This is a genomic window from Kitasatospora sp. NPDC005751, from assembly GCF_040630835.1.
In the GTDB taxonomy this organism is placed as follows: Bacteria; Actinomycetota; Actinomycetes; order Streptomycetales; family Streptomycetaceae; genus Kitasatospora.
Window position 1 is genome coordinate 23,842 of the sequence record NZ_JBEXYC010000059.1, and the last position, 20,544, is coordinate 44,385.

18 protein-coding genes and 2 pseudogenes are annotated in these 20,544 nt (G+C 73.4%); 7 read left to right on the forward strand and 13 right to left on the reverse strand.

Annotation, left to right across the window (positions count from 1 at the left end):
• Positions 1 to 114 precede the first annotated feature (114 nt).
• Positions 115 to 2,412: a catalase gene (locus ABZ497_RS31290; protein ID WP_359810112.1), complete on the reverse strand. Its 2,298-nt coding sequence runs from the start codon at positions 2,410 to 2,412 to the stop codon at positions 115 to 117.
• Positions 2,413 to 2,810: 398 nt separating this feature from the next.
• Between ABZ497_RS31290 and ABZ497_RS31295 the strand changes: the two genes are divergently transcribed.
• The gene (locus tag ABZ497_RS31295) at positions 2,811 to 3,302 is read left to right on the forward strand and encodes a CinA family protein (protein ID WP_359810114.1); all 492 of its coding nucleotides are present in this window, start codon (positions 2,811 to 2,813) and stop codon (positions 3,300 to 3,302) included.
• Between the two features lie 38 nt (positions 3,303 to 3,340).
• Here ABZ497_RS31295 and ABZ497_RS31300 read toward each other — a convergent pair whose 3' ends face one another.
• The 4 genes and pseudogenes from ABZ497_RS31300 to ABZ497_RS31315 all read right to left on the reverse strand — a co-directional run bounded on the left by ABZ497_RS31300 (position 3,341) and on the right by ABZ497_RS31315 (position 5,205).
• Positions 3,341 to 3,565, reverse strand: a complete 225-nt coding sequence (locus ABZ497_RS31300) for a CDGSH iron-sulfur domain-containing protein (RefSeq protein WP_359810155.1) — start codon at positions 3,563 to 3,565, stop codon at positions 3,341 to 3,343.
• A gap of 52 nt (positions 3,566 to 3,617) precedes the next feature.
• On the reverse strand, positions 3,618 to 4,262 hold the full coding sequence (locus ABZ497_RS31305; RefSeq protein ID WP_359810117.1) for a HemK2/MTQ2 family protein methyltransferase: 645 nt from the start codon (positions 4,260 to 4,262) through the stop codon (positions 3,618 to 3,620).
• Positions 4,263 to 4,482: 220 nt separating this feature from the next.
• A pseudogene (locus tag ABZ497_RS31310) lies at positions 4,483 to 4,830 on the reverse strand (MSMEG_6728 family protein); the annotation flags it as partial.
• A 6-nt stretch (positions 4,831 to 4,836) separates the two neighbouring features.
• Entirely contained in the window at positions 4,837 to 5,205 is a 369-nt protein-coding gene (locus tag ABZ497_RS31315; RefSeq protein WP_359810120.1) for a DUF6480 family protein, read from the reverse strand.
• Between the two features lie 343 nt (positions 5,206 to 5,548).
• On the opposite strand from ABZ497_RS31315, the gene ABZ497_RS31320 reads away from it, so the two are divergent.
• Both ABZ497_RS31320 and ABZ497_RS31325 read left to right on the forward strand, forming a co-directional pair.
• Positions 5,549 to 5,959: a hypothetical protein gene (locus ABZ497_RS31320; RefSeq protein ID WP_359810123.1), complete on the forward strand. Its 411-nt coding sequence runs from the start codon at positions 5,549 to 5,551 to the stop codon at positions 5,957 to 5,959.
• A gap of 380 nt (positions 5,960 to 6,339) precedes the next feature.
• Positions 6,340 to 7,308 (forward strand): helix-turn-helix transcriptional regulator, encoded by a 969-nt coding sequence (locus ABZ497_RS31325; RefSeq protein WP_359810125.1) that lies wholly within the window; start codon positions 6,340 to 6,342, stop codon positions 7,306 to 7,308.
• 49 nt (positions 7,309 to 7,357) lie between these two features.
• Here ABZ497_RS31325 and ABZ497_RS31330 read toward each other — a convergent pair whose 3' ends face one another.
• The gene (locus tag ABZ497_RS31330; protein WP_359810128.1) at positions 7,358 to 7,714 is read right to left on the reverse strand and encodes an STAS domain-containing protein; all 357 of its coding nucleotides are present in this window, start codon (positions 7,712 to 7,714) and stop codon (positions 7,358 to 7,360) included.
• 468 nt (positions 7,715 to 8,182) lie between these two features.
• A complete protein-coding gene (locus tag ABZ497_RS31335) occupies positions 8,183 to 9,034 on the reverse strand; it encodes a class II glutamine amidotransferase (protein ID WP_359810131.1) in 852 nt (283 codons plus the stop codon).
• Positions 9,035 to 9,466: 432 nt separating this feature from the next.
• Between ABZ497_RS31335 and ABZ497_RS31340 the strand changes: the two genes are divergently transcribed.
• The 3 genes from ABZ497_RS31340 (at position 9,467) to ABZ497_RS31350 (ending at position 13,541) form a co-directional block, all read left to right on the forward strand.
• Positions 9,467 to 9,916 carry a hypothetical protein gene (locus ABZ497_RS31340; RefSeq protein ID WP_359810134.1) on the forward strand — a complete coding sequence of 150 codons (450 nt, stop codon included), beginning with the start codon at positions 9,467 to 9,469 and terminating at the stop codon, positions 9,914 to 9,916.
• A 316-nt stretch (positions 9,917 to 10,232) separates the two neighbouring features.
• Positions 10,233 to 13,016 (forward strand): aconitate hydratase, encoded by a 2,784-nt coding sequence (locus ABZ497_RS31345; RefSeq protein WP_359810137.1) that lies wholly within the window; start codon positions 10,233 to 10,235, stop codon positions 13,014 to 13,016.
• 21 nt (positions 13,017 to 13,037) lie between these two features.
• Positions 13,038 to 13,541, forward strand: a complete 504-nt coding sequence (locus ABZ497_RS31350; RefSeq protein ID WP_359810140.1) for a metallophosphoesterase — start codon at positions 13,038 to 13,040, stop codon at positions 13,539 to 13,541.
• A 172-nt stretch (positions 13,542 to 13,713) separates the two neighbouring features.
• Here the strand turns inward: ABZ497_RS31350 and ABZ497_RS31355 are convergent, their stop codons facing one another.
• The 4 genes from ABZ497_RS31355 to ABZ497_RS31370 form a co-directional block, all read right to left on the reverse strand.
• Complete coding sequence (locus ABZ497_RS31355; protein WP_359810142.1) at positions 13,714 to 14,199, reverse strand: SPW repeat protein; 486 nt, start codon at positions 14,197 to 14,199, stop codon at positions 13,714 to 13,716.
• Between the two features lie 233 nt (positions 14,200 to 14,432).
• Complete coding sequence (locus ABZ497_RS31360) at positions 14,433 to 14,630, reverse strand: hypothetical protein (RefSeq protein ID WP_359810144.1); 198 nt, start codon at positions 14,628 to 14,630, stop codon at positions 14,433 to 14,435.
• 176 nt (positions 14,631 to 14,806) lie between these two features.
• Positions 14,807 to 15,010, reverse strand: coding sequence for a hypothetical protein (locus ABZ497_RS31365; protein ID WP_359810147.1), 204 nt, complete (start codon positions 15,008 to 15,010; stop codon positions 14,807 to 14,809).
• A 604-nt stretch (positions 15,011 to 15,614) separates the two neighbouring features.
• Entirely contained in the window at positions 15,615 to 16,352 is a 738-nt protein-coding gene (locus ABZ497_RS31370) for an SDR family oxidoreductase (protein ID WP_359810150.1), read from the reverse strand.
• 92 nt (positions 16,353 to 16,444) lie between these two features.
• On the opposite strand from ABZ497_RS31370, the gene ABZ497_RS31375 reads away from it, so the two are divergent.
• Positions 16,445 to 17,308 carry a LysR family transcriptional regulator gene (locus tag ABZ497_RS31375; RefSeq protein WP_329491858.1) on the forward strand — a complete coding sequence of 288 codons (864 nt, stop codon included), beginning with the start codon at positions 16,445 to 16,447 and terminating at the stop codon, positions 17,306 to 17,308.
• 308 nt (positions 17,309 to 17,616) lie between these two features.
• Here ABZ497_RS31375 and ABZ497_RS31380 read toward each other — a convergent pair whose 3' ends face one another.
• Positions 17,617 to 19,080: a trypsin-like serine protease gene (locus ABZ497_RS31380; protein WP_359810153.1), complete on the reverse strand. Its 1,464-nt coding sequence runs from the start codon at positions 19,078 to 19,080 to the stop codon at positions 17,617 to 17,619.
• Between the two features lie 91 nt (positions 19,081 to 19,171).
• Positions 19,172 to 20,544, reverse strand: a pseudogene (locus tag ABZ497_RS31385) (hypothetical protein); the annotation flags it as partial.

The following is a 20,544-nucleotide window of genomic DNA, read 5'->3' on the forward strand; positions in this document are numbered from 1 at the left end:
CTTCGGGGCGTACCCGCGGATATGCCCCGAAGAGGGTCCGACCGCCTTTCTGGCACAAGCCCGCAACGCCCCGCCTCCGTTCCCGGTGGCGGGGCGTTGCGTCACCGCGGCGGGTCAGCGGGTCGCGGCCTCGGCCGGGGGAGGGAAGCGGTCCCAGACCCGGTGGGCGGCGAGCAGGCCGGTGATCTCGCGCAGCACGTTCTCCCCGTCGTCGCCGAGGACGACACCCGGCCCGGCGGCGGGGACGGCCGCCGCGGCCAGGGCCTGCTCGGCGGTGCCCCAGCCGCCGATGGCCTTGGCGTGGCGCCACGCCTCGGCCAGCAGGAGGGTGATGCGGGGGTCGACCGGTGCGCCCGGGCCCTGCGGCGCGCCGGCCTTGGCGTCGCGCCCGCCGTCGGCGTCGATCCCGGGCGCGGGCGAGCCGGCGAGCAGGATGGCGTCGAACTCGGTCGAGCGGGCGGTGGCGAAGGTCCGCTGGACGGCGAGGGGCTCCGCGCCGTCGGCGGTGAGCTCGCCTCCCGTCGGAGCGATGACCAGGGGCACCATCCCCGCGGCGAGGACGGCCCGGCGCACGGCCGCGAGAGCGGCGAGGTCCCCGGCGGGATCGGCGACGATGCCGATGACCCGGCCCTGGGTGGGCCACTCCTGGCCGAGCTGGGACAGGGCCGGGCTGGGCGCGGGGTCCGTGGCCGGCTCGGAGGGCTGCGGAGCCGGCAGGCCCAGGCCGGCGGCGACCTGGGCGCACAGGTAGCGGTCGATGTTGGCGAGCACCAGCAGGGTGCGCTCCTTGACGGCCTGGTGGTAGCACTTGTTCAGTTCGAAGGTGTAGGCGGCGATGATGTGCTCGCGCTCGGGCGGGCTCATGCTGAGCCAGAAGAGGCGGGCCTGGCTGAAGTGGTCGTCGAAGGTGGCCGGGGCCTCGCGGACCTTGGTGGCGGCGGGTACCGGGGTGGGGTGCTCGATGTAGGCGTGGTCGGCGGCGCCGGCGAAGAACGGGCAGCCCCCGTCGAGGGAGTTGGGCTTGTACGGCGCGACGCCGGTGTGGACGGCGTCCTGGTGGAAGCCGTCGCGGAGCATGTCGTTGACCGGGGCGTGGGTGCGGTTGATCGGGATCTGGGCGAAGTTGGGGCCGCCCAGCCGGGTGATCTGGGTGTCGAGGTAGGAGAACAGGCGCCCGGCCAGCAGCGGATCGTCGGTGACGTCGATACCGGGGACGAGGTGCCCGACATGGAAGGCCACCTGCTCGACTTCCGCGAAGAAGTTCGTCGGGTTGGCGTTGAGCGTCATCAGCCCGATCGGCCGGACGGGTGCCAGCTCCTCCGGGACGATCTTGGTGGGGTCGAGCAGGTCGATGCCCTCGAACATCTGGTCGGGGGTGTCGGGGAAGGTCTGGATGCCGAGTTCCCACTGCGGGAAGGCGCCGGCTTCGATGGCGTCGTAGAGATCACGTCGGTGGAAGTCCGGATCCATGCCGGCGATCAGCTGCGCCTCCTCCCAGACGAGGGAGTGGACGCCGAGCTTGGGCTTCCAGTGGAACTTCACGAGCGTGGTGGCGCCGTCGGCGTCGACGAGGCGGAAGGTGTGGACGCCGAAGCCCTCCATCGTCCGGTAGGAGCGGGGGATGCCCCGGTCGGACATGTTCCAGATGGTGTGGTGGGTGGCCTCGGTGTGCAGGGAGACGAAGTCCCAGAAGGTGTCGTGGGCGCTCTGCGCCTGCGGGATCTCGCGGTCGGGGTGCGGCTTGCCGGCGTGGATGATGTCGGGGAACTTGATGGCGTCCTGGATGAAGAACACCGGGATGTTGTTGCCGACCAGGTCGAAGACGCCCTCGGTGGTGTAGAACTTCGTCGCGAAGCCCCGCGTGTCACGCACCGTGTCCGCCGACCCGCGGGAGCCGAGGACGGTGGAGAACCGGACGAACACCGGCGTCTCCACGCCCTCGGCCAGGAACGCGGCCCTGGTGACCCCGCCGGCGGTGCCGTAGCCCCGGAAGACGCCGTGGGCGGCCGCGCCGCGGGCGTGCACCACCCGCTCCGGGATCCGCTCGTGGTCGAAATGGGTGATCTTCTCCCGCAGGTGGTGGTCCTGCAGCAGCACCGGCCCCCGCGGACCCGCCTTCAGCGAGTGATCCGAATCCGGTAGCCGCGCACCCTGGGCGGTCGTCAGGAACCCGCCGTTCTGCGCCCGCACGTCGTCGGCGGCCCGTCCGCCCCGCCCGGTGGCCGATAGCGGCTCCGGCGCGCGCTGGTCGGGCTTCGGCGGCAGGGGCGCCCGGGGCTCGGTGGGCTCGGCCACGGACGGCGGTTTCGCCCCCGGCGCACCCGGTACTTCCACCGGGGGGCGGGCGTCGCCGTCGGTCAGGGCGTCGACAAGGGCGTCAGCGGCCTTCTTGAGGGGGCCTGGCGTTTCCATCGTGTTCCTCACTGCTGGTGCTGGAGAGATGCCCGCCGGAGAAGTGCCGGCGGAGGCCGGCCCGGCCCGAGGGGCGCGGGTGCAAGGTGGCCGGATGACGTGGCGGGGGCGTGTGTCGCGCCCGGCGGGCCGGGTAGCCGCCCTGACGGCCGGCCGTCAGGGCGGGCGGGCGCCCGCGGTCTTCTCCGGCCCTGGGCCCGAGCCTGCTGGCCATCGCCCCTTCACGCATCTCCGCACGGCGACTCGGGTGACCGACGGTGACCGGACAGCACTCGGCGGGCGGAGCGGGGCGCGGCGCGGCCCACCCCACACGGGTGGCAGCCGCCGCTGCCGGGGTGCGTCCCGACACCGCGACCGCTCGCCCGGTCCCCACCACCCGAGCGCGAAGGAAGGCAGCGATGACCGAAGGCCACGAGGAGCGACAGCGGCTGGCGCGGGAGCTCCTCTCCGGGCTCGGCGCCGCGGAGAGCACGGTGTCCGTCGCGGAGTCGCTGACCGGAGGCGCGCTGGCGGTCGCGCTGTCGGAGGCGCCCGGCGCGTCCGGCGTGTTCGAAGGCTCGGTCACCGCCTACGCCACCGAGATCAAGGCGCGGGTACTGGGGGTCGACCGCGACCTCCTCGCCGCACGCGGGGCGGTGGATCCGGAGGTCGCGCGGCAGATGGCGGAGGGGGTCCGCCGGCTCATGGACACCACGTACGCGATCGCCACCACGGGTGTGGCGGGCCCCGAGCCGCAGGACGGCCGGCCACCCGGGACGGTGTACGTCGCGGTGGCCGGGCCGAAGGAGACGGTCGTGCTCGCCACGCCCGCCCCCGGTGACCGTACCGCCGTCCAGCGGGCCGCCGTCCTGGCCGCCCTGCGGGCGCTGCGCGACCACCTGCGGCCCTGAACCCGCCGCCCGGGCGGGAGGGCGGGGTCGGGCCGTGGTCAACCGGCCTCGGCCGCGCCCTCCTCGTGCGCCCGGCCTCGCTGGGCGCGCTCCGCGGGCGGCACGGAGCGTCGACGGTGACTGGTGTCGCAGAACGGGTAGCGCTTGCTGCGCCGGCACACGCACAGCGCGACGACCGGGCGCTCGCTCACCCGGACGGTGCCGTCCGGCAGGACGACCTCGACGGGCCCCTCCACCAGGAGGGGCCCGTTCTCCACGGGCATGGTCAGGCGCCGGGTCTCCCGGAGGTCGGGCAGCCCAGGCGAGCCGGGCAGGTCAGAGAGGTCGGACACCGCGGATCACCGCCAGCTCCTCGTGCCGCACGCCGGGGGCGATCAGCCCCTGTTCCTCGAACCAGTCGGCCCGTGCGGACATCACCGGGCCGAACGCGAGGCGCCGGCGCGCGACCACCCCGGTCCGCAGTCCGGCCCGGGCCAGGGCCCGGCAGCTCGCCTCGACCCCGCAGAGCGAGGAGTGCACCAGCAGCAGGATCCCGCCGGGTGCCAGCACCCGGGGGGCGTCGCGGCAGATCCGGTCGAGGAGCGCGCGTCCGTCGTGCCCGGCGTCCCAGGCCCGTGCCGCCCCGTGGGTGGGCAGCGCGTCGTCGGCCGCCGGTACGTACGGGGGATTGGAGACGATCAGGTCGAACCGGCGTCCGCGCACCGGCTCCACCAGGTCGCCGTGCCGGACACGGATGCGCCGCCCGTTCAGCGCGCCGTTGAGCCATGCCGTGGCCAGCGCCCGGCGGGAGACGTCGATGGCGGTGACGCGGGCGCCCGTGCCGGCGGCGGCCAGGGCCACCGCACCCGTGCCGGTCCCGATGTCCAGCACCTCGTCCCCCTCCCGCAGACGCTCGCGGCCCAGACTGGAGATCAGCAGATCGGTGTCTTCCTGCGCCCGGTAGACACCGGGAGGTTTCATCAGCCACATGCCGCGCGTCTGCCCACCCAGGCCCTGCCGACACCTCCGGCCACGGGGTGGTGAGCGGGATGGAGGGCGGGGTGGAGGGCGCGCGGGACACGCGGATCTGCCGGCCGAGGACGCAGCCCCGGCCGGCGGAGCCGCCTCCCCGGCGGGAGCGTCAGCGCTCCGCGGTGAGGCGAAACGCCCGGCCAGCCCCCGGGGGCGGGCTGCTCCCGCCTCACACCCGGTGCGCGCGGTCGGACGCGGGCCATACGTAGGACAGGTCGTCCGGTTCCTCCGGGAAGCGGGCCCGGTAGAACGCCGGGTTCTTGCGGAGCAGCGCGGACCGGTGGCTGCGGTGGAGCTCCGCGGCTCCGAGCCACGGAGGGAGTTCTCCCGCACCCGCCGGCTCCGCCTGGGAGCGTACGGCGGGGGGCCCGGTCCCGCGCTCCGGCAGGCCGTCCCGGAGGCTGTCCGCACAGGTGTCCCGGCGCCCCTCGGCGGTCCAGGCCCGGCACACCTCCCGGCCGTACCGGACGAGCGCCTCCTCGTAGCCGGCCCACATCCCTACGGCCGGATGGTGGCGCCGGCCTCACCAGCCCGCGATGCGGGCGACGAAGAAGAGCACGACGCAGACGACGAGCACCGCGACCACCACGATCGGCCAGGTGCCCCAGGCCTGGCGCACCTCGGGAGGCTCCGGGGTGGAGATGCCGGCGGTGGTGCTCTCCTCGGCAGGCGGCGTCTCCTGCGGCGCCGGGCCCGCCGGGGAACGGCGGGCCGCGCTGCGCGCCAGGACTGCGGCCGCCTCGGCGGCAGCGGTTCCGCCCTGGCCGGCGTCCGTCCCGTGGCGCTGCAGGAAGTCGAGCGTCGACGGGAAGTCGAGTTCCTCGTCGGGGCCGGTGGGGCCGTGGATCCGGGCGGCGCGGAACTCGCCGTCGGTCGAGAAGAACGACTCCACGGTCAGGTCGGAGCGTTCGCACCGGAGCGGGCGCCGGGTTCCAGGGGGCGGATCCTCCACCGACCATCCTAGAGCCTCGGCCCGGGCGTGCAGCCCGGCCCGGTCCGCGCTCCTCGGGGTCTGCGAACCTGCTACTGCCATGATCGGCCTCCCGTCCCGGGCCGACGGCGTCGGCGACGTCGTCGCCCCGGCGCGTCTATCCACGTGCACGCGAACCAATCGCGCCGGCCGGTCCCGGCGCCGATCGTCCGGGAACTCCCGCCGACGGGCCTCCGACTCCCTCCTCGAAGTGCCCTCGGCCGGGCCGTGTCGGCGCGGCCGGTGCTGCCGCTATCGTGCGGGGATGGACATGCGGGTAGAGATCCTGGGGCTGATCACGGAGGCGGAACAGCAGCTCGGGACGGCAGGGTGGGACCTCACGCCGAGGGACCGGGCGCTGGCCCGCGAGGTGGCCGCCGGCCTCGGGGTGGTCGGCCCGGAGGGCGGCCGGGCGGATGCGGTGGAGCCCCAGCGGCTGGAGCGGCTGCGCGAGGCGCTCGCCGTGCTGGCGATCGGCCTGGCCCGCACCCACGGCCGCCTGGCCTGGTTCCTGGCGGGGTGCAGCGCGGCGCTCTCCCCCGTCCTGCACTGGCGGGCCCTGCCGGCGGGGGACGGCCCGACGTTCAACACCGTCGTCCCCACCGCGGAGCAGTTCACCCAGGCCGAGGAGGCGGTGCGGCGGCTGGCTTCCATGCTCGCCCGGATCAGCGCCTGAACAGTGACGTCCCTGCGGTGACGCCTGAACAGTGACGTCTGGGAGCGCGAACTCTCGCTCTGCCGTACGACCGATGCCGGTCCCGCCGGAGGACAGTGGCCCCAGGGGTGCCCGGCCGGCACCCGAGGGCCGCCGCCGTCCGGCCGCAACCCCCGTCGGGGAGACGGAGTTCACTCGGCACGGTGCCCCCTCGGCGGCTGCCGCGCCCCGGCCGGGGGCCGCCTGGCAGGCTCGGCGCCCTCGCCGCCACACGAACGCGCTCTGTCCCCGTACGCCCGGTCCTCAGCTCCCGCGCCGGCGCGGGAGGGGCGGGAGTCGTCTGCGGGTCGCGCTCCCGCGACCTCGTTTCGAGCGCCGGGATTCCCTGGCAGGATCGGGGCATGGAGAGCGTGGACTTCCGCAGTGGCAGCCTGGACGCGACGGAGGCCTTCCTGTCGTCCGCGTACACCCCGATGCGGATCGGTGGATCGGTGAGTGACGCACAGGTGCGGGTCACCCGTCGAGCGGCGGGCCCGCTGAGCGTGGACCGTCTCGCCGTGAATTTCGACATGGGGTACGACGCCGGCAGCCTGGGCAGGATCTGCCTGGTCAGCATGCACGCCGGGACCTTGGTGGACCGGACGGACGGCCGGGAGACGGTGTACGGCCCGGGGGAGACGTTCCTCCTCGCCCAGCCCGACCTCCCGTACCAGGGCGAGGTACGGTCGGCGCGCTACACCATCGCGATGTTCGATCCGGCCCTGCTGGACCGGATGGCCGCCTCCGGCGGAGCAGCCGGGCCGGGACCGGTGAGGCTGACGGGCTCCCGGGCGGTCACCGAGGCCGGGAACAAGCGACTCGGCGCCGCGATCGCCTACGTGCGCGACGCGGTCCTGAACGACGCGGCGTCCTTCCCGGGCGCGCTGGCCGTCTCCACCGCCGCGCAGCACCTCGCGGCGGTGGTGCTGGCCTCGCTGCCCCACACCGTGAGGACCGCGCCCGCGCGCGTCGACACCCGCGACGCCGACAGCGGCACCCTTCGGCGGGCGGTCTCGTTCATCGAGGACAACGCCCACCGCGACATCGCGCTCGCCGACATCGCGACCGCCGTGAGGGTGACCCCGCGCGCACTGCAGTACGCGTTCCGTCGCCACGCGGGGACCACGCCGCTGGGGTTTCTGCGCCGGGTCCGGCTGGAACGCGCGCACGCGGACCTCGCCGCCGCCGACCGGCACGCCGGGGTGACCGTCACGCAGATCGCCGCGCACTGGGGGTTCGCCCACCCCGGGCGGTTCGCCGCCCTCTACCGCTCGGTGTACGGCCGGGCGCCGTCGCTCGCGCTCAAGGGGGTCGGCGCCGAACGGCGGTGATCGTCGGGCCGGTCGTCGGCCGGTCGTCGCCCGCCGTCGGGCCCGGGGGTCAGAACGGCCTGGACGGTTCGGACTCGGGGACGGGCGGCACTCCCAGGAGGGTGTCGGTCTCCGTCAGGCGCAGCAGTCGGCGCAACTGGTCCTGCGGCGCGGCGACCCGGAAGGCGATGCCCAGGCCGACGGCGGTCATCCGGGCCCGCAGGAACTCGTTGAGCCCGGCCGACGCACAGAAGCTCAGCTTGTCGCAGTCCACGACCAGGGCCTGCGGGAGGGGAGGGGCACCGAGTCCGTCGTCCAGCGCGGCACGCAGGACGTCAGCCGTATCCATGTCGGCGACCCCGTCGAGTGCGACCCGCCGCACACCGGGTGCGCTCTGGTGGCTGGCGATGCGAAGTCCGGATTCCACTGATGCCTTTCCCTGAGTGTGGCCGAGTACCGGTCCCGGCCCACTCTCCCGGTCGGACGCCGTTCGCGCAGCACCGGGAGCGAAGCCTTTCCGCTCGGTGGCAGTCCGGGAAACGAAACGGCGCGGCGTCCGGGCGGGCGGTCCGATCGGTGGGCAGTCAGTCAGGGCCGGGGGGCCGGGTGGGGTCGCGACAGGGGAGCGCCCGGCTGCCGACGACGCTGGTGGTCGTGCTGCCGAAGCCGGTGTCGGACCTCGTGGTCGTCACCCGGACGCGGCCGTGCGGTACCCGGAGCCCTTCTACGAGCCGTTCACCACGCCGTCCTGACCGGCCGGCACCACCCCCGGGTCCGGGAGGTGGTCCGGTTCTCGCCGGGTGGGAGAGCCGGGACGGGTGTCAGTGCAGGACGCTGACGGCGCGGGCGATCACCAGGAGGGAGGTCAGCAGGGCCGCGATGCTCTCGATGCTCATCAGGGCCGGACCGGCCGGAACACGTGGATCGAGTCGTGGCCTTCCTGAACGAGCCCGTAGCAGGACTCGGGGACGGGGTTCCAGGCGCCCGGCAGGTCACCGATGGGCTCGGAGACGATGATGCGGGTCTCCTCGGACACCCGCCGCAGGACGGTGCTGTCCGGATGCAGGGCGCGTAGCGCGTGGACGCTGGTGCTGAAGAACAGCGAACGGGACGCGCGTTCGGTCGAGTAGCGGAACGCCCACAGCCGCCTACCGTCGGAGACGCCGACTGTCATCTGCAGGGCGCCGGGGACGCCGTGCCGGGCGGCGACCGCCTCGACGAAGCCGGCCATGCGCTCGACGGCTCCCGGTACGTCGTCCCGGAGCCCGAAGGTCAGCGCCAGATAGAACATCAGCTCGGAGTCGGTGGAGCCCTCGATGGAGGGGTAGAGGGGAGCGGCGACCTCGAGTGCGAGGTCGCGTTTGAGCTTCGGGAAGTCATGGATCGCGCCGTTGTGCATCCAGAGCCACTGTCCGTAACGGAAGGGATGGCAGTTGGTCTGCTGCACCGCCGTGCCGGTGGAGGCACGGATGTGGGCGAGGAACAGCGGTGAGCGCACGCAGTGTGCGAGCTCGTGCAGGTTGCGGTCGCTCCACGCCGGGCCCACCGCTCGGAAGACCGCCGGATCCGTGGCGCCGTCGACGTCGCGCAGCTCGTCCGGATACCAGCCGACGCCGAACCCGTCGCCGTTGGTCGTCTCGACGCCCATCCGGGCGTGGCGGCTCTGGTCGATCAGCGAGTGGGCGGGTTTGTACAGCAACTCCTCCAACATGATCGGGGAACCGGAGTAGGCAAGCCATCGGCACATGTATCTCACCGTCCTCACGGGCAGTGCGGTCACGCGGATCCCTCGGTCGACTCCTTCCACCGTAGGGCGCGGCGCCGGGCCGGGCGCGAGGAGGTCGGCTCGGCTCTGCCCGTCGTTCCAAGCGATGCGGGGCCTGCCGGGCTCGGCGTACTCGTGGGCGGTGCACGGCGGGCGGCCACCTCGCCGGCGCCGGGGACCTCAGGACCCCCACCCGGACCGCGCCGATGATCTGGGCGTGGGTGTCCCGGGCGGCGACCGCGTCGTCCAGCACGGTGGAGTCAGCCCGCCGGTGCCTGGACTCCAGGACACCGGTGCCCTCGACGACCTCGGCACGGCCTCGGAGAGGTGGTCCGCCGGGGGAGCGACCCGGCCGGCGGCGAGGGGTCGAACGCGGTGCCGTTCGGGCTCATCCGCCATTGGTAGGCTCCGGCGGTGCGTAATTCCAAGAGGGCGGTCGCGGCCCGTGAAGCCGCGATCCGGCGCTGGCTGCCGACGGTTCTCGTTTCGGCGGGCGTGCTGCTGATGCCGTGGATCGCCGTGCTCGTGATGTCGGTGAAGGGGCGCTTCGGCGCACGCAACCTTTCCAACTCATGGGTGTGGCTGGACGTCATCGAGATCGCCGCACTGTTCCTGCTGGCCTGGCTGGTGCGTCGGCGCCACCGCGCCACCAGCCCTCTTGCCTCGGCCAGCGCCGTGCTGCTCGGCCTGGACGCGTTCTTCGACCTGTGGTCGGCGCACCGCGGTTCCGACTACGAGGTCGCGCAGGCGCTGGCCTACTTCGCCGAGCTGCCGAGCGCCGCGGTCCTCGCCGGGCTCTCCTGGTACTCGCTGGCATGGGCCGCGGCCGACGACGTCGCGCTCGCCTCACGGCGCGGGACGTGACGGCGGCTCCTCCTGTGACCGCGCCGTCCGGGGCGCCGGAAGGCCGCCACCCCCTGGGGCGACGACCCTGCGATGGTGTGGGCCGACGCTCCCGGCGGTCCTCAGTCGGCGCGGCGGGGTGCCGGACGAACTGCACCGCGTGGAAGTAGCGAGACGGACGCCGCCCGCCAGGAGCGCGGCGCGCCCCGCCAGCTGCGCTCTCGGCCATCCGGGCGCCGACGGCGGCGCCCCCTCCGGTTGACCCCGCCGCACCCGGGTAGCCGCCGCCTGCGGTCCCCGGTCGGCGGGGACCGCCGCACCCGCGGGAGGTCACGCCATGCCATCGGACAGCTTCGCCGCCCGGGGGACCTTCGAGGCCCTCGGCTCGTCCCGCTCGCTCTACCGGCTCGACGCGGTACCCGGTGCTGGACGGCTGCCGTACAGCCTCAAGGTGTTGCTGGAGAACCTGCTGCGCAACGAGGACGGGCACGGCGTCACTCGTGACCAGATCAGCGCGGTCGCCGACTGGGACCCGCACGCCGAGCCGGCGACGGAGATCCAGTTCACGCCCGCGCGGGTGCTGATGCAGGACTTCACCGGAGTGCCGTGCCTGGTGGACCTGGTCGCGATGCGGGAGGCGATGACCGAACGCGGCGGTGATCCGGCCCTGATCGACACCCGCCGGCCCGTCGAGCTGGTGATCGACCACTCCGTCGTCGCCGACCGCTTCGGCTCACCGGAGGCCTTCGGCCGGAACGTGGAACTCGAATACGAACGGAACCGGGAACGCTACGAGTTCCTGCGATGGGGACAGGGCGCGCTGCGGAACCTGCGCGTCGTCCCGCCGGGGACCGGCATCTGCCACCAGGTCAACCTGGAGCACCTGGCCCGGGTGGTCTTCGACGAGGACGGGCTGGCCTTCCCGGACACCCTCGTCGGCACCGACTCCCACACGCCGATGGTCAACGGGCTCGGCGTGCTGGGCTGGGGCGTCGGAGGGATCGAGGCCGAGGCCGCGATGCTCGGCCGCCCGGTGAGCATGCTCGTCCCCAGGGTCGTGGGCGTGCGGCTCAGCGGGGCACTGCCGTCCGGCAGCACCGCCACCGACCTCGTACTGACGATCGCCGAGCGGTTGCGGGCCCACGGCGTGGTCGGCTCCTTCGTCGAGTTCCACGGACCGGGCGTCGCCGAGGTGCCGGTGGCCAACCGGGCCACCATCGGAAACATGAGCCCCGAGTACGGCGCCACCTGCGCGATCTTCCCGATCGACGCCGAGACGCTCGCCTACCTGCGGCTCACCGGCCGCGACGAGCGGCACGTGGCGCTGGTGGAGGCGTACGCCAAGGAGCAGGGGCTGTGGCACGACCCCGGGCACACCGCCGACTACAGCGAAACCCTGGACATCGACCTGTCGGCCGTCGTCCCCTCGATCGCCGGGCCGAAGCGGCCGCAGGACCGCATCGCGCTGCCCGAGGCGCCCGCGGCGCTGTTCGCCGCCCTCGGCCGGGGCGACACCCCGGACGCCGGCGCGCCGGCCGGCGTGGACGAGGGCGACGAGGAGTCGTTCCCGGCCTCGGATCCGCTGTCGGTGACCGGCGACCACCCCGGGGACCGGCCGGCCGAACCGACGCGGGTACCCCGGGCCGGTGAGACACCGCCCCCGCCGTCCGGCCCCGTCTGCGCCGCGGGGCCGGACGGCACCGTCGACCGGCTCGGCCACGGCGCGGTGGTCATCGCCGCCATCACCTCGTGCACCAACACCTCCAACCCGCAGGTGATGGTGGCCGCCGGGCTGCTCGCCCGGAAGGCCGTCGAGCGCGGGCTGCGTTCCAGGCCGTGGGTGAAGACCAGCCTCGCGCCGGGCTCGCGGATCGTGATGGACTACCTCGCGCACGCCGGACTGCTGCCGGCCCTGGAGACCCTCGGCTTCGACCTGGTCGGCTACGGCTGCACCACCTGCATCGGCAACTCCGGACCGCTGATCGACGAGGTCTCGCGGACGGTGGCCGCCGAGGACCTCACCGTCGCGTCCGTCCTGTCCGGCAACCGGAACTTCGAGGGCCGCATCCACCCCGAGGTCAAGCTCAACTACCTCGCCTCCCCGCCGCTGGTCGTCGCCTACGCCCTCGCCGGCTCGATGGCCGTCGACCTCACCCGTGACCCGCTCGGCACCGGTGACGACGGCCGACCCGTGCGCCTGCGGGACATCTGGCCCGAGCCGCAGGAGATCCAACAGGTGATCGCCGCCAGCCTGCGGCCCGACATGTTCAAGGCCGGCTACGCCGACCTCTTCGCCGGCGACGAACGCTGGCAGGGCCTGCCCGATCCCCGCGGCGACCTGTTCGCCTGGGACGCCGACTCCACCTACGTCCGGTGCCCGCCGTACTTCCAGGACCTGCCCGATCGCCCGCCGCCCCTGCGTGACCTGACACGCGCCCGCGTCCTCGCCCTGCTGGGCGACTCGGTCACCACCGACCACATCTCGCCGGCGGGTGCGATCCGGCCCGACTCGCCCGCCGGCGAATACCTGCAGGCCCACGGCGTGGCCCCGAGGGACTTCAACTCCTACGGCTCCCGCCGCGGCAACCACGAGGTGATGATCCGCGGCACCTTCGCCAACGTCCGCCTGCGCAACCTGCTGGCACCCGGCACCGAGGGCGGCTTCACCCGTCACCTGCCCGACGGGGAGCAGACCACGATCCACGCGGCCGCCGTGCGCTACGCCGAAGAAGGCGTCCCCCTCCTGATCGTCGCCGGCAAGGAGTACGGCTCCGGGTCCTCCCGCGACTGGGCGGCCAAGGGCACCGCGTTGCTCGGCGTCAAGGCCGTGCTGGCGGAGTCCTTCGAACGCATCCACCGCTCCAACCTGGTCGGCATGGGCGTGCTGCCCCTCCAGTTCCTACACGGCGACAGCGCCCGAACGCTGGGACTCACCGGCGAGGAGACCTACGCCGTCCACAGGGTCGCCGAACTGTCCGACACCGTCGACATCGAGGCGAGCGGACCGGCGGGCACCACCCGCTTCACCGCCCGCGTCCGTCTCGACACCCCCACCGAGGCCGAGTACTACCGGCACGGCGGAATCCTGCCGCACGCCCTGCGCTCCCTCCTGGCCCCCTGATCCGAGTCGGAACCCGCGACCATGCGACTGCTCCTCACCTCCGACACCCACGTCCCCACTCGGGCGCGCTCCCTGCCCGCCCCGCTGCTGCGCGCCCTCGACGAGGCCGACGTGGTGATCCACGCCGGGGACTGGGTCGACACCGCCACGCTCGACCTGTTCGAGGCCAGGGCCCGGCGACTGGTCGCCGTCCACGGCAACAACGACGGGCCGGTGCTGCGCGCACGACTGCCCGAAGTGGCCCGGGTCGAGCTGGTGGGCCTGCGCTTCGCGGTCGTCCACGAGACGGGCCCCGCCGGGGGACGCGACCAGCGGTGCGGCTCGCGCTTCCCCGACGCGGACGTCCTGGTCTTCGGACACAGCCACATCCCGTGGGACAGCCGGGCTCCCAGCGGCCTGCGCCTGCTCAACCCCGGCTCTCCGACGGACCGGCGGCGCCAGCCCTTCGCCACCTACCTGACCGCCCGCGCGGACGACGGCCACCTCACCGAGGTGCGGTTCCACCGGCTGCCACCACGCTCCTGACCACCGGCACCGGGCCGGGGGCACCGGCGGCCCGGGCCGGCCCACCCGGGGCGCCGCGCTCGGCGATCCGCTGTGGTGGCGTGGTGGCGTGCGGATGCCGCCGGGAGGGGGTGGAGAGTGGTCGTCCTCCCGGCGGCGGGTGGGGTTGCCGGTCTTGCCGGTCTTGCCGGTGTCAGCGGTCGTCGAGCCCCGGCATGGGGCGGTTGCGACGGGTGCCGGTCGCCTGCCCGGTGGTCGCGCGGTCGCGGGCGGCGGCGGACGCCGCGCAGGCCAGGACGGTGGCGATGGCGCCGGCTATGAGGTTGCTGGTGATGGAACGGGTGTGGGCGACGTCGCCGGCGACGACCCAGGGGGCGACGCAGGTCCAGATGCCGAGCGCGGCGGCGGCCCAGGCCATCGAGTGGGTCCGCTCGTAGGAGCTGCCGAGGCCGCCCAGGAGCAGGGCGTAGGCGATGCCGGTGATGAGGTTGGTGACGGCCAGGGTGGTGAAGCCGTTGAAACCGCAGATCCAGGGCGACGCCGCCAGGTACAGGCCGGTGACGAGGGCGAGCGCCTCGATCATCTGCGCACGTGGCGTGGCGGCGGCGCGGTCGTGCCGGGCGCGCAGCTCCATCAGGTCGGGGTGCTCCTCGATGGGTGCGCGGTGGGTCGACGCCATGATGGCCTCCGAATGGGTGAGTGAGTCCTCCACCGCTTACCCATAAAGAGCCCATAAACACGCAAATCGGACAGTGGGAGGTGCTCCCCTCTCGGAGAAGCCCGCGTCGGCTCCCAAGTGGGAAGCCGCACCACGGAGCCCGGCGGCGTGGCGGCGGGGCCGCCGTCGCGGCCAGGTCCACCACCCGTGTCCGGGCCGCAGCCGCCCGGCGGACCGGCGCCCGGCCGGCGGTGCTACGCGAAGGACGGCCGCCGGCCGAAGCGGCGGCGCCGGCGCCGGACGGTGGTCGTGGCGCCGTCGTGCTTCGCCATGCCGGCGAGCCGGTCCGCCTGGTGGCCGGTCAGCCGGGGCGGTGGGCCCGAGCCGTTGTCGGCGTGGACGTGGGCGGGGAGGGGGGCCAGGGCCGTGACGAGTGCGAAGTAGTCGCTCATTTCATGGTTCCTTTCGGTCTTCGTCCTTTGACCTCAAGGGTGACGCATCGTCATGACGGTGGTTTTGCAGGCGTGTCTCGGGCTGGTGACCATCGGGTGGACGTCAGGCCCCGGCGTTACCGGCGGGCCGCGCGAGTGTGACGACGTGGGCAGGGGAGCCGGAGCGCCGGGACCGGTCACCCCCGGTGGTCAGCCGTTGCGCGGGCGGCGGGGGAGGGGCCGGGTCCGCCCGCGATCAACCGGATCCGGTGGGCACGGGCGAAGAGGACGGTGAGGCCCGTGCGGTCGAGGTACTCGACCGCACGGAGGCCGACGGTCAGCGGTCCGTCGGTGTCGGGCAGCCGGTCGATCGCGGCGGCGAGGTCGTCCGCGTCGCGCAACCGGGCCCGCCAGGCACTTCGCCGTCGAGGAAGGTGAGCAGCCCGTTGCCGTCGGCGTCGAAGCCACGGGGCTCTGGTGCGCCGCGGAATCCCTGGTCGTGAACGTGCCGCAGCAGCCGGTGGATCGCCGGTGTCGCCGGGGACGTCGACCGGTGGACGACGTCCCCGCGGCGGCGCACGACGTTCACGCCACCGCGGAATCCCTGCTGTTCGGTCTGCTCAGCGGGCCGACCAGATCGGACAGTCGGCCCTGTGGCGGGTCAGTACGACCACCGTCCCGCCGTCCGTGACCTGCCGGTCGCGCGAGACCGTGCAGCACGCCACCGCCACCGGAGGCACCGCCCGGACGACGGCAGGAGCCTCGTCCCGGTCAGGAATCGCGGTACGCGGCCACACGGGTTCCGCGGTCGGCGGTCCGGGCCTGCGCAGCAAGGCGCGGCGGCCGGCCTGCTCGATGGGTACCCCGAGAGCTCGGGCGCGGGCGTGAAGACGGCGGCGGTCGCGGCGTTCGGACATGGTGACACCATGCACCCTCCCACCCCGTACACGCCAACGCCGCGGGCGTCGCCAGGAAGCCGTCGACCTGTTCGCCTCGGTGGGCCGGTCACCAGGGGACGACGCCGTCGTCCTCGAAGAACGAACCGCTCGGGCCGCCGTCGGGCAGGGTGGCGAGCCGGATCGCTGTAGCCGCGCCCTGGGCGGGGGTTCGGGGTCCGTGGAAGCCTGTGAAGTCGGTGGCGACCAGGCCCGGGCAGGCGGCGTTGACGAGGATGCCGGTGCCGGCGAACCGGCGGGCGTACTGCAGCGTGAGGGCGTTGAGGAAGGATTTCGACGGAGCGTAGGCCGCCATGATCGGACCGACCTCGGTGTCGGGGTCCGCCTGCCGGGTCAGGGAGCCGACGCTGCTGGAGACGTTGACGATGCGTGGCGAGCCGGAGCGCCGCAGCAGCGGCAGCATCGCGTTGGTCACCCGGACGACACCCATGACGTTGGTGTCCACCACCGTGCGGAGCACTTCCAGATCGAGCGCGGTCGGGTCCTGCTCCCACCCGGGGCCCATCTCGCCCGAGATCCCGGCATTGTTGACCAGGGCGTCCAGGCGTCCGGCCAGCCGTTCGACCAGCTCCGCCGCATCGGTGACGCTGCGGTCGTCGGTCACGTCCAGCGGCACCCCGAAGGCGTCCACGCCGAGGGCGCGCAGTGTGCCGACGGCGGTTTCGCGACGGGCCTCGTCACGGGCTCCCACGCCCACGCGGTACCCGAGACCGCCCAGCCCGGCCGCTATCTCGTACCCAATGCCCTTGTTCGCGCCGGTCACCAGCGCGATCATCGTTTCGCTCATGCTGATGATGGTGCTCCTCGCACGAAAGGCGTGGCCAACACCGATACGGTGTCCTGTCATACCTGCCGGGTATCACCGCGTAAGCTGCGGCCGTGGACACCCTGGAAACCCGCGAGTTGAGGTACTTCGTGGCCGTCGCCGAGGAACTGCACTTCGGACGCGCCGCCGAGCGCCTCGGCCTGGCCCAGCCGCCGCTGTCGCGGGCGATCCAGCAGCTCGAACGGCGCCTGGGAGTCTGCCTGCTGGAGCGCAACCGCCGTGGTGTCCGCCTGACCGGTGCGGGGGAGGTGCTGCTGCACGAGGGCCGAGCGGCCCTCGACGCGACCGTCGCCGCCGCTCGCCGAACCCGGCGCGCCGGCGGTGCCGACAGCCCCGGAGGCCCCCGCGACCGCCTGGTCCTCGCGGTGAAGGCCGCAGCCTCCCATGAACTGCTGCGGAAGCTTCTCGACGCCTACGCGGCCGAGCCCGACAGTGCCGAGATCGAGGTGCTGCCGGGCGGGATCTGCGAGCAGGAGGAGATGCTGCGCGACGGACGCGCCGATGTCGCGCTCATGTACACACCGTGGAACTCCCTCGCCGGGTTCGACAGCGAGGTACTGGCGGCGGAGGGGCAGGTCGCCGTCCTGCCTGCCGGGCACCCCCTCGCCGCCCGCGAGACCTTGTCGCTGGCCGATGTCAGGGACGTCCCCGGTCTGCCGCTCGCCCGCTGGCCCACCCGCGGCACCTACGCACCCGGCCCCGGCCCCGAGATCCACAACCAGACACAACTGGCCCAGCTGATCGCCCTCGGACGCACCGTGGCGGTCGTCCCCGACTCCGCCCGCTCCTGGCTGTGGGCCGAGCACGCGGCCGTTCCCTTGGTCGACGCACCTTCCGTGGTGACCCACATCGCCTGGCCCGCGCACAGCCGCTCCCTCGCGCTGGCCGGCCTGGTCCGCACGGCCGCACGGCTGTGACCGGGTCCGAGGCTCCGCGGGTCGTGGCATCAGGTGCGGAGCGGGGCTGGGCCGGAGGGGTGGGGTGCCGGGTAGGACTCCGCGGAGCTCGTCGAGGCCATCCGACGGAATCCGTTGACCTGCAGCGACACCAACCCGGCGACGTGGGCGTTCCCATCACTCCGAAGATCATTTCCCACATCGATGCCGGGATGGCGGTGGGCCCCCGGGCCTGATCGGACCGCGCCCCGGGCGGGGGCTGGTCCGGCTGTTCCACGGCTGGCGGCCTCCGGTGTCCACGGTGTCGGTCCGGACGGGTGGGCGGCGCTTCACCGGCCGGGGACGACGATGCCCTGGGTCGACTTGCCGCTGCCGCTCCAGTCGCCGGTGACCGGGAGGCCGCTGTCGCCGTAGGAGACGGAGGTAGTGGAGCCGTCGGGGGCGGCGCCGCGGAAGTGGAAGGCGCTGCCGGTGGTCTGGTAGACGCCGACCTGGGTGGTGCCGCTGCCGTTCCAGTCGCCGGTGAGGGGCGTGTCCCCGCGCGCGCCGAACGTGAACGTGATGTCGGCCTCGCCGTCGTGGATGGAGTTCACGAGGTAGAAGGTGGCGGTGTCGGGGTCGAACAGCCCCGGGGTGTCGAATCCCTTGTGTGTCCAGTCCCCGGCGATCGGCTTCCAGTTGCCGCCGTTGCCCAGCCTGAAGGACGTCACGGTGCCGTCGTGGTGGCGCAGGTGGAACTCGGCGGTGCTCGGGCGGTAGATCCCCACTTCGCTGGTGCGTCCGCCGTCCCACCGGCCGACGAGGGGGACATCGTCCCGGTCGCCGAACCCGAAGTCGGTGGTGCTGGGGCCGCCGTCGAGCGAGTTCGTCAGGTAGAAGTGGGCGGTGGTGGGGTCGTAGGCGCCCGGGGTGTCCCCGCCGATGCCGTCCCAGTTGCCCGCCAGCGGGATCATCGGGCTCTCCCCGAAGTCGAACGTGGCCCGGGTGGAGACGTTCGACTGGGCCGAGTCGGAGAGGAACCAGCGCAGGACACCGGGGGCCTGGGGCGGCATCGTGCTGGAGCGGACGAACTTGATCCAGTCGTTGAGGTCGTCGGTGCGGGTGTCGTAGGCGCCGGTGCGGGTGGCTTCGGCGGAACCGAGGCAGCCGTTCTGCCAGGAGCGGCTGTTGAGGGCGGCGAGTTCGTAGTGGTCGCCGACCTGACGTAGGGCGGGGCCGCCGGTGTCGCCCTTGCAGACGGTGGCGTCCGTGGGCGCCTTGGCGGTGAGGGCGAGGCCGGTCGGGTCGACGCCACCGACGGTGAAGAGGGCGGTGTGGAGCTTGTCGGGCACCCACTCGGTCCTGGTGCGGCCGTAGCCCGTCACCCGGAGTTCCTCGCCGGCGGTGGGGGCAGTGGAGGACAGGGCGAGCGGGGTGATGTCGATGACCGGGTTGACCAGGCGCGCCATGACCAGGTCACGGTCGGTGCGGGGGACGAGTTCGGCGATGTCACGGACCTGGCCCGCCGTGGTGGTGAGGTCGGTGCGGCCGACCGTGGCGGTGGTCCTGAGTGCGGGCGGGCCGGCGGGGACGGTTGCCGGCTGGGCGGGATTGCCGGCGAAGCAGGAGGCGGCGGTGACGACCCAGAACGGATCGACCAGGGCACCGGTGCAGGCGCGTTTGCCGTCGCCGATGTCGAGCTTGGCCGTGAACGCGAAGGCACCGGCCGGCGCGGCGTCACCGCTGAGAGCGGGCGCGGGCGTACCGGCCAGCAGGGCAGCTGTCAGGGCGACGGTCGTGACCGTCCCGGTCATCCACGCCGAGCGTGGGCGTGAGCGAGGCATGAGGTAACTCTTCTCCGTCTTGGACCTGCTGGTGTCCCGGGCGGGTGGATCACGGGTGCGGTCAGCCTGTCGCGGGGATCTGGCCGACCACGGACCAGCCGGACCAGCCACCGCCGTTGGTGTTGTAGGCGTGGGCCATGACGCCGTCGGTGCCCTGGCCGAAGACCTCGGCCGTTCTGGTGTCGGGGTTGTAGACCGCGGCGGGGGAGCTGCCGAACTTCCAGTTGCCGGTCATGGTCCAGGGCGTCCAGCCGGTGGCCCGGCTCCACGTGGCCCGGTACATCGATGCGTCGGTGCCGGTCGCGAACACCTCCAGGGTGCTGGTGACCGGGTTGTGGAGGACGGCCGGCACCCCGACGAACGCGCCTCCGGGGTTGAGGGCGTACCAGCCGGACCAGCCCTCGCCGTTGGTGTTGTAGAGGTGCGCCATCACGCCGTCGGTCCGCAGAGCGAAGATTTCGGCCGTCCTGGTGTCCGGGTTGTAGACCGTGGAGGCGTCGCCGCGGAACTTCCAGTCACCAGTCATCGTCCACGGGGTCCAGCCGGTGGCCCGGCTCCACGCGGCCCGGTACATCGAGCCGTCGGTGCCGGTGGCGAACACCTCGAGCGAGTTGGTGATCGGATTCTGGACAACGGCCGGTTCGCCGGCGAACCGGGCCCCGGGGTCCAGCGCGTACCAGCCGGACCAGCCCTCGCCGTTGGTGTTGTAGAGGTGTGCCATGACGCCGTCGGTCCGCAGAGCGAACACCTCGGCCGTTCTGGTGTCCGGGTTGTAGACGGTGGTCGGGTCGCCGCGGAACCTCCAGTCACCTGTCAGGGTCCACGGGGTCCAGCCGGTGGCCCGGCTCCACGTGGCCCGGTACATCGAGCCGTCGGTGCCGGTGGCGAACACCTCCAGGGTGTTGGTGACCGGGTTGTGGACGACGGCCGGTTCGCCGACGAACCGCGCGCCGTCGCCGAGGACGTGCCAGCCCGACCAGCCCTCGCCGTTGGTGTTGTAGGCGTGGATCATGGCGCCGTCGGTCCGCAGTGTGAAGATCTCGGCGGTCCTGGTGTCCGGGTTGTAGACGGTGCCGCGGTTCCCGGACCGGACGGTGGCGGCCCAGGCGGAGGTGGTCTGCTGGATCCAGGTACCGAGGTCGTCGGTGCGGGTGTTGTAGGCACCGGTGCGGGTGGTTTCGGTGGAGCCTAGGCAGCCGTTCTGCCAGGAGCGGCTGTTGAGGGCGGCGAGTTCGTAGTGGTCGCCGACCTGCCGTAGGGCGGGGCCGCCGGTGTCGCCCTTGCAGACGGTGGCGTCGACTGGGGCCTTGGCGGTGATGGCGAGGCCGGTCGGGTCCAAGGCGCCGACGGTGAAGAGGGCGCTGTGGAGCTTGTCGGGCACCCACTCGGTCCTGGTGCGGCCGTAGCCCGTCACCCGGAGTTCCTCACCGGCGG

What these genes read in the sequence shown, in the direction of transcription:
- ABZ497_RS31290 (WP_359810112.1), bottom strand. Translation starts at nt 2,412, where the DNA reads ATGGAAACGCCAGGCCCCCTCAAGAAGGCCGCTGACGCCCTTGTCGAC.
- ABZ497_RS31370 (WP_359810150.1), bottom strand. Translation starts at nt 16,352, where the DNA reads ATGAGCGAAACGATGATCGCGCTGGTGACCGGCGCGAACAAGGGCATT.
- ABZ497_RS31350 (WP_359810140.1), top strand. Translation starts at nt 13,038, where the DNA reads ATGCGACTGCTCCTCACCTCCGACACCCACGTCCCCACTCGGGCGCGC.
- ABZ497_RS31380 (WP_359810153.1), bottom strand. Translation starts at nt 19,080, where the DNA reads ATGACCGGGACGGTCACGACCGTCGCCCTGACAGCTGCCCTGCTGGCC.
- ABZ497_RS31355 (WP_359810142.1), bottom strand. Translation starts at nt 14,199, where the DNA reads ATGGCGTCGACCCACCGCGCACCCATCGAGGAGCACCCCGACCTGATG.
- ABZ497_RS31335 (WP_359810131.1), bottom strand. Translation starts at nt 9,034, where the DNA reads ATGTGCCGATGGCTTGCCTACTCCGGTTCCCCGATCATGTTGGAGGAG.
- ABZ497_RS31305 (WP_359810117.1), bottom strand. Translation starts at nt 4,262, where the DNA reads ATGAAACCTCCCGGTGTCTACCGGGCGCAGGAAGACACCGATCTGCTG.
- ABZ497_RS31295 (WP_359810114.1), top strand. Translation starts at nt 2,811, where the DNA reads ATGACCGAAGGCCACGAGGAGCGACAGCGGCTGGCGCGGGAGCTCCTC.
- ABZ497_RS31325 (WP_359810125.1), top strand. Translation starts at nt 6,340, where the DNA reads ATGGAGAGCGTGGACTTCCGCAGTGGCAGCCTGGACGCGACGGAGGCC.
- ABZ497_RS31360 (WP_359810144.1), bottom strand. Translation starts at nt 14,630, where the DNA reads ATGAGCGACTACTTCGCACTCGTCACGGCCCTGGCCCCCCTCCCCGCC.
- ABZ497_RS31300 (WP_359810155.1), bottom strand. Translation starts at nt 3,565, where the DNA reads ATGCCCGTGGAGAACGGGCCCCTCCTGGTGGAGGGGCCCGTCGAGGTC.
- ABZ497_RS31345 (WP_359810137.1), top strand. Translation starts at nt 10,233, where the DNA reads ATGCCATCGGACAGCTTCGCCGCCCGGGGGACCTTCGAGGCCCTCGGC.
- ABZ497_RS31320 (WP_359810123.1), top strand. Translation starts at nt 5,549, where the DNA reads ATGGACATGCGGGTAGAGATCCTGGGGCTGATCACGGAGGCGGAACAG.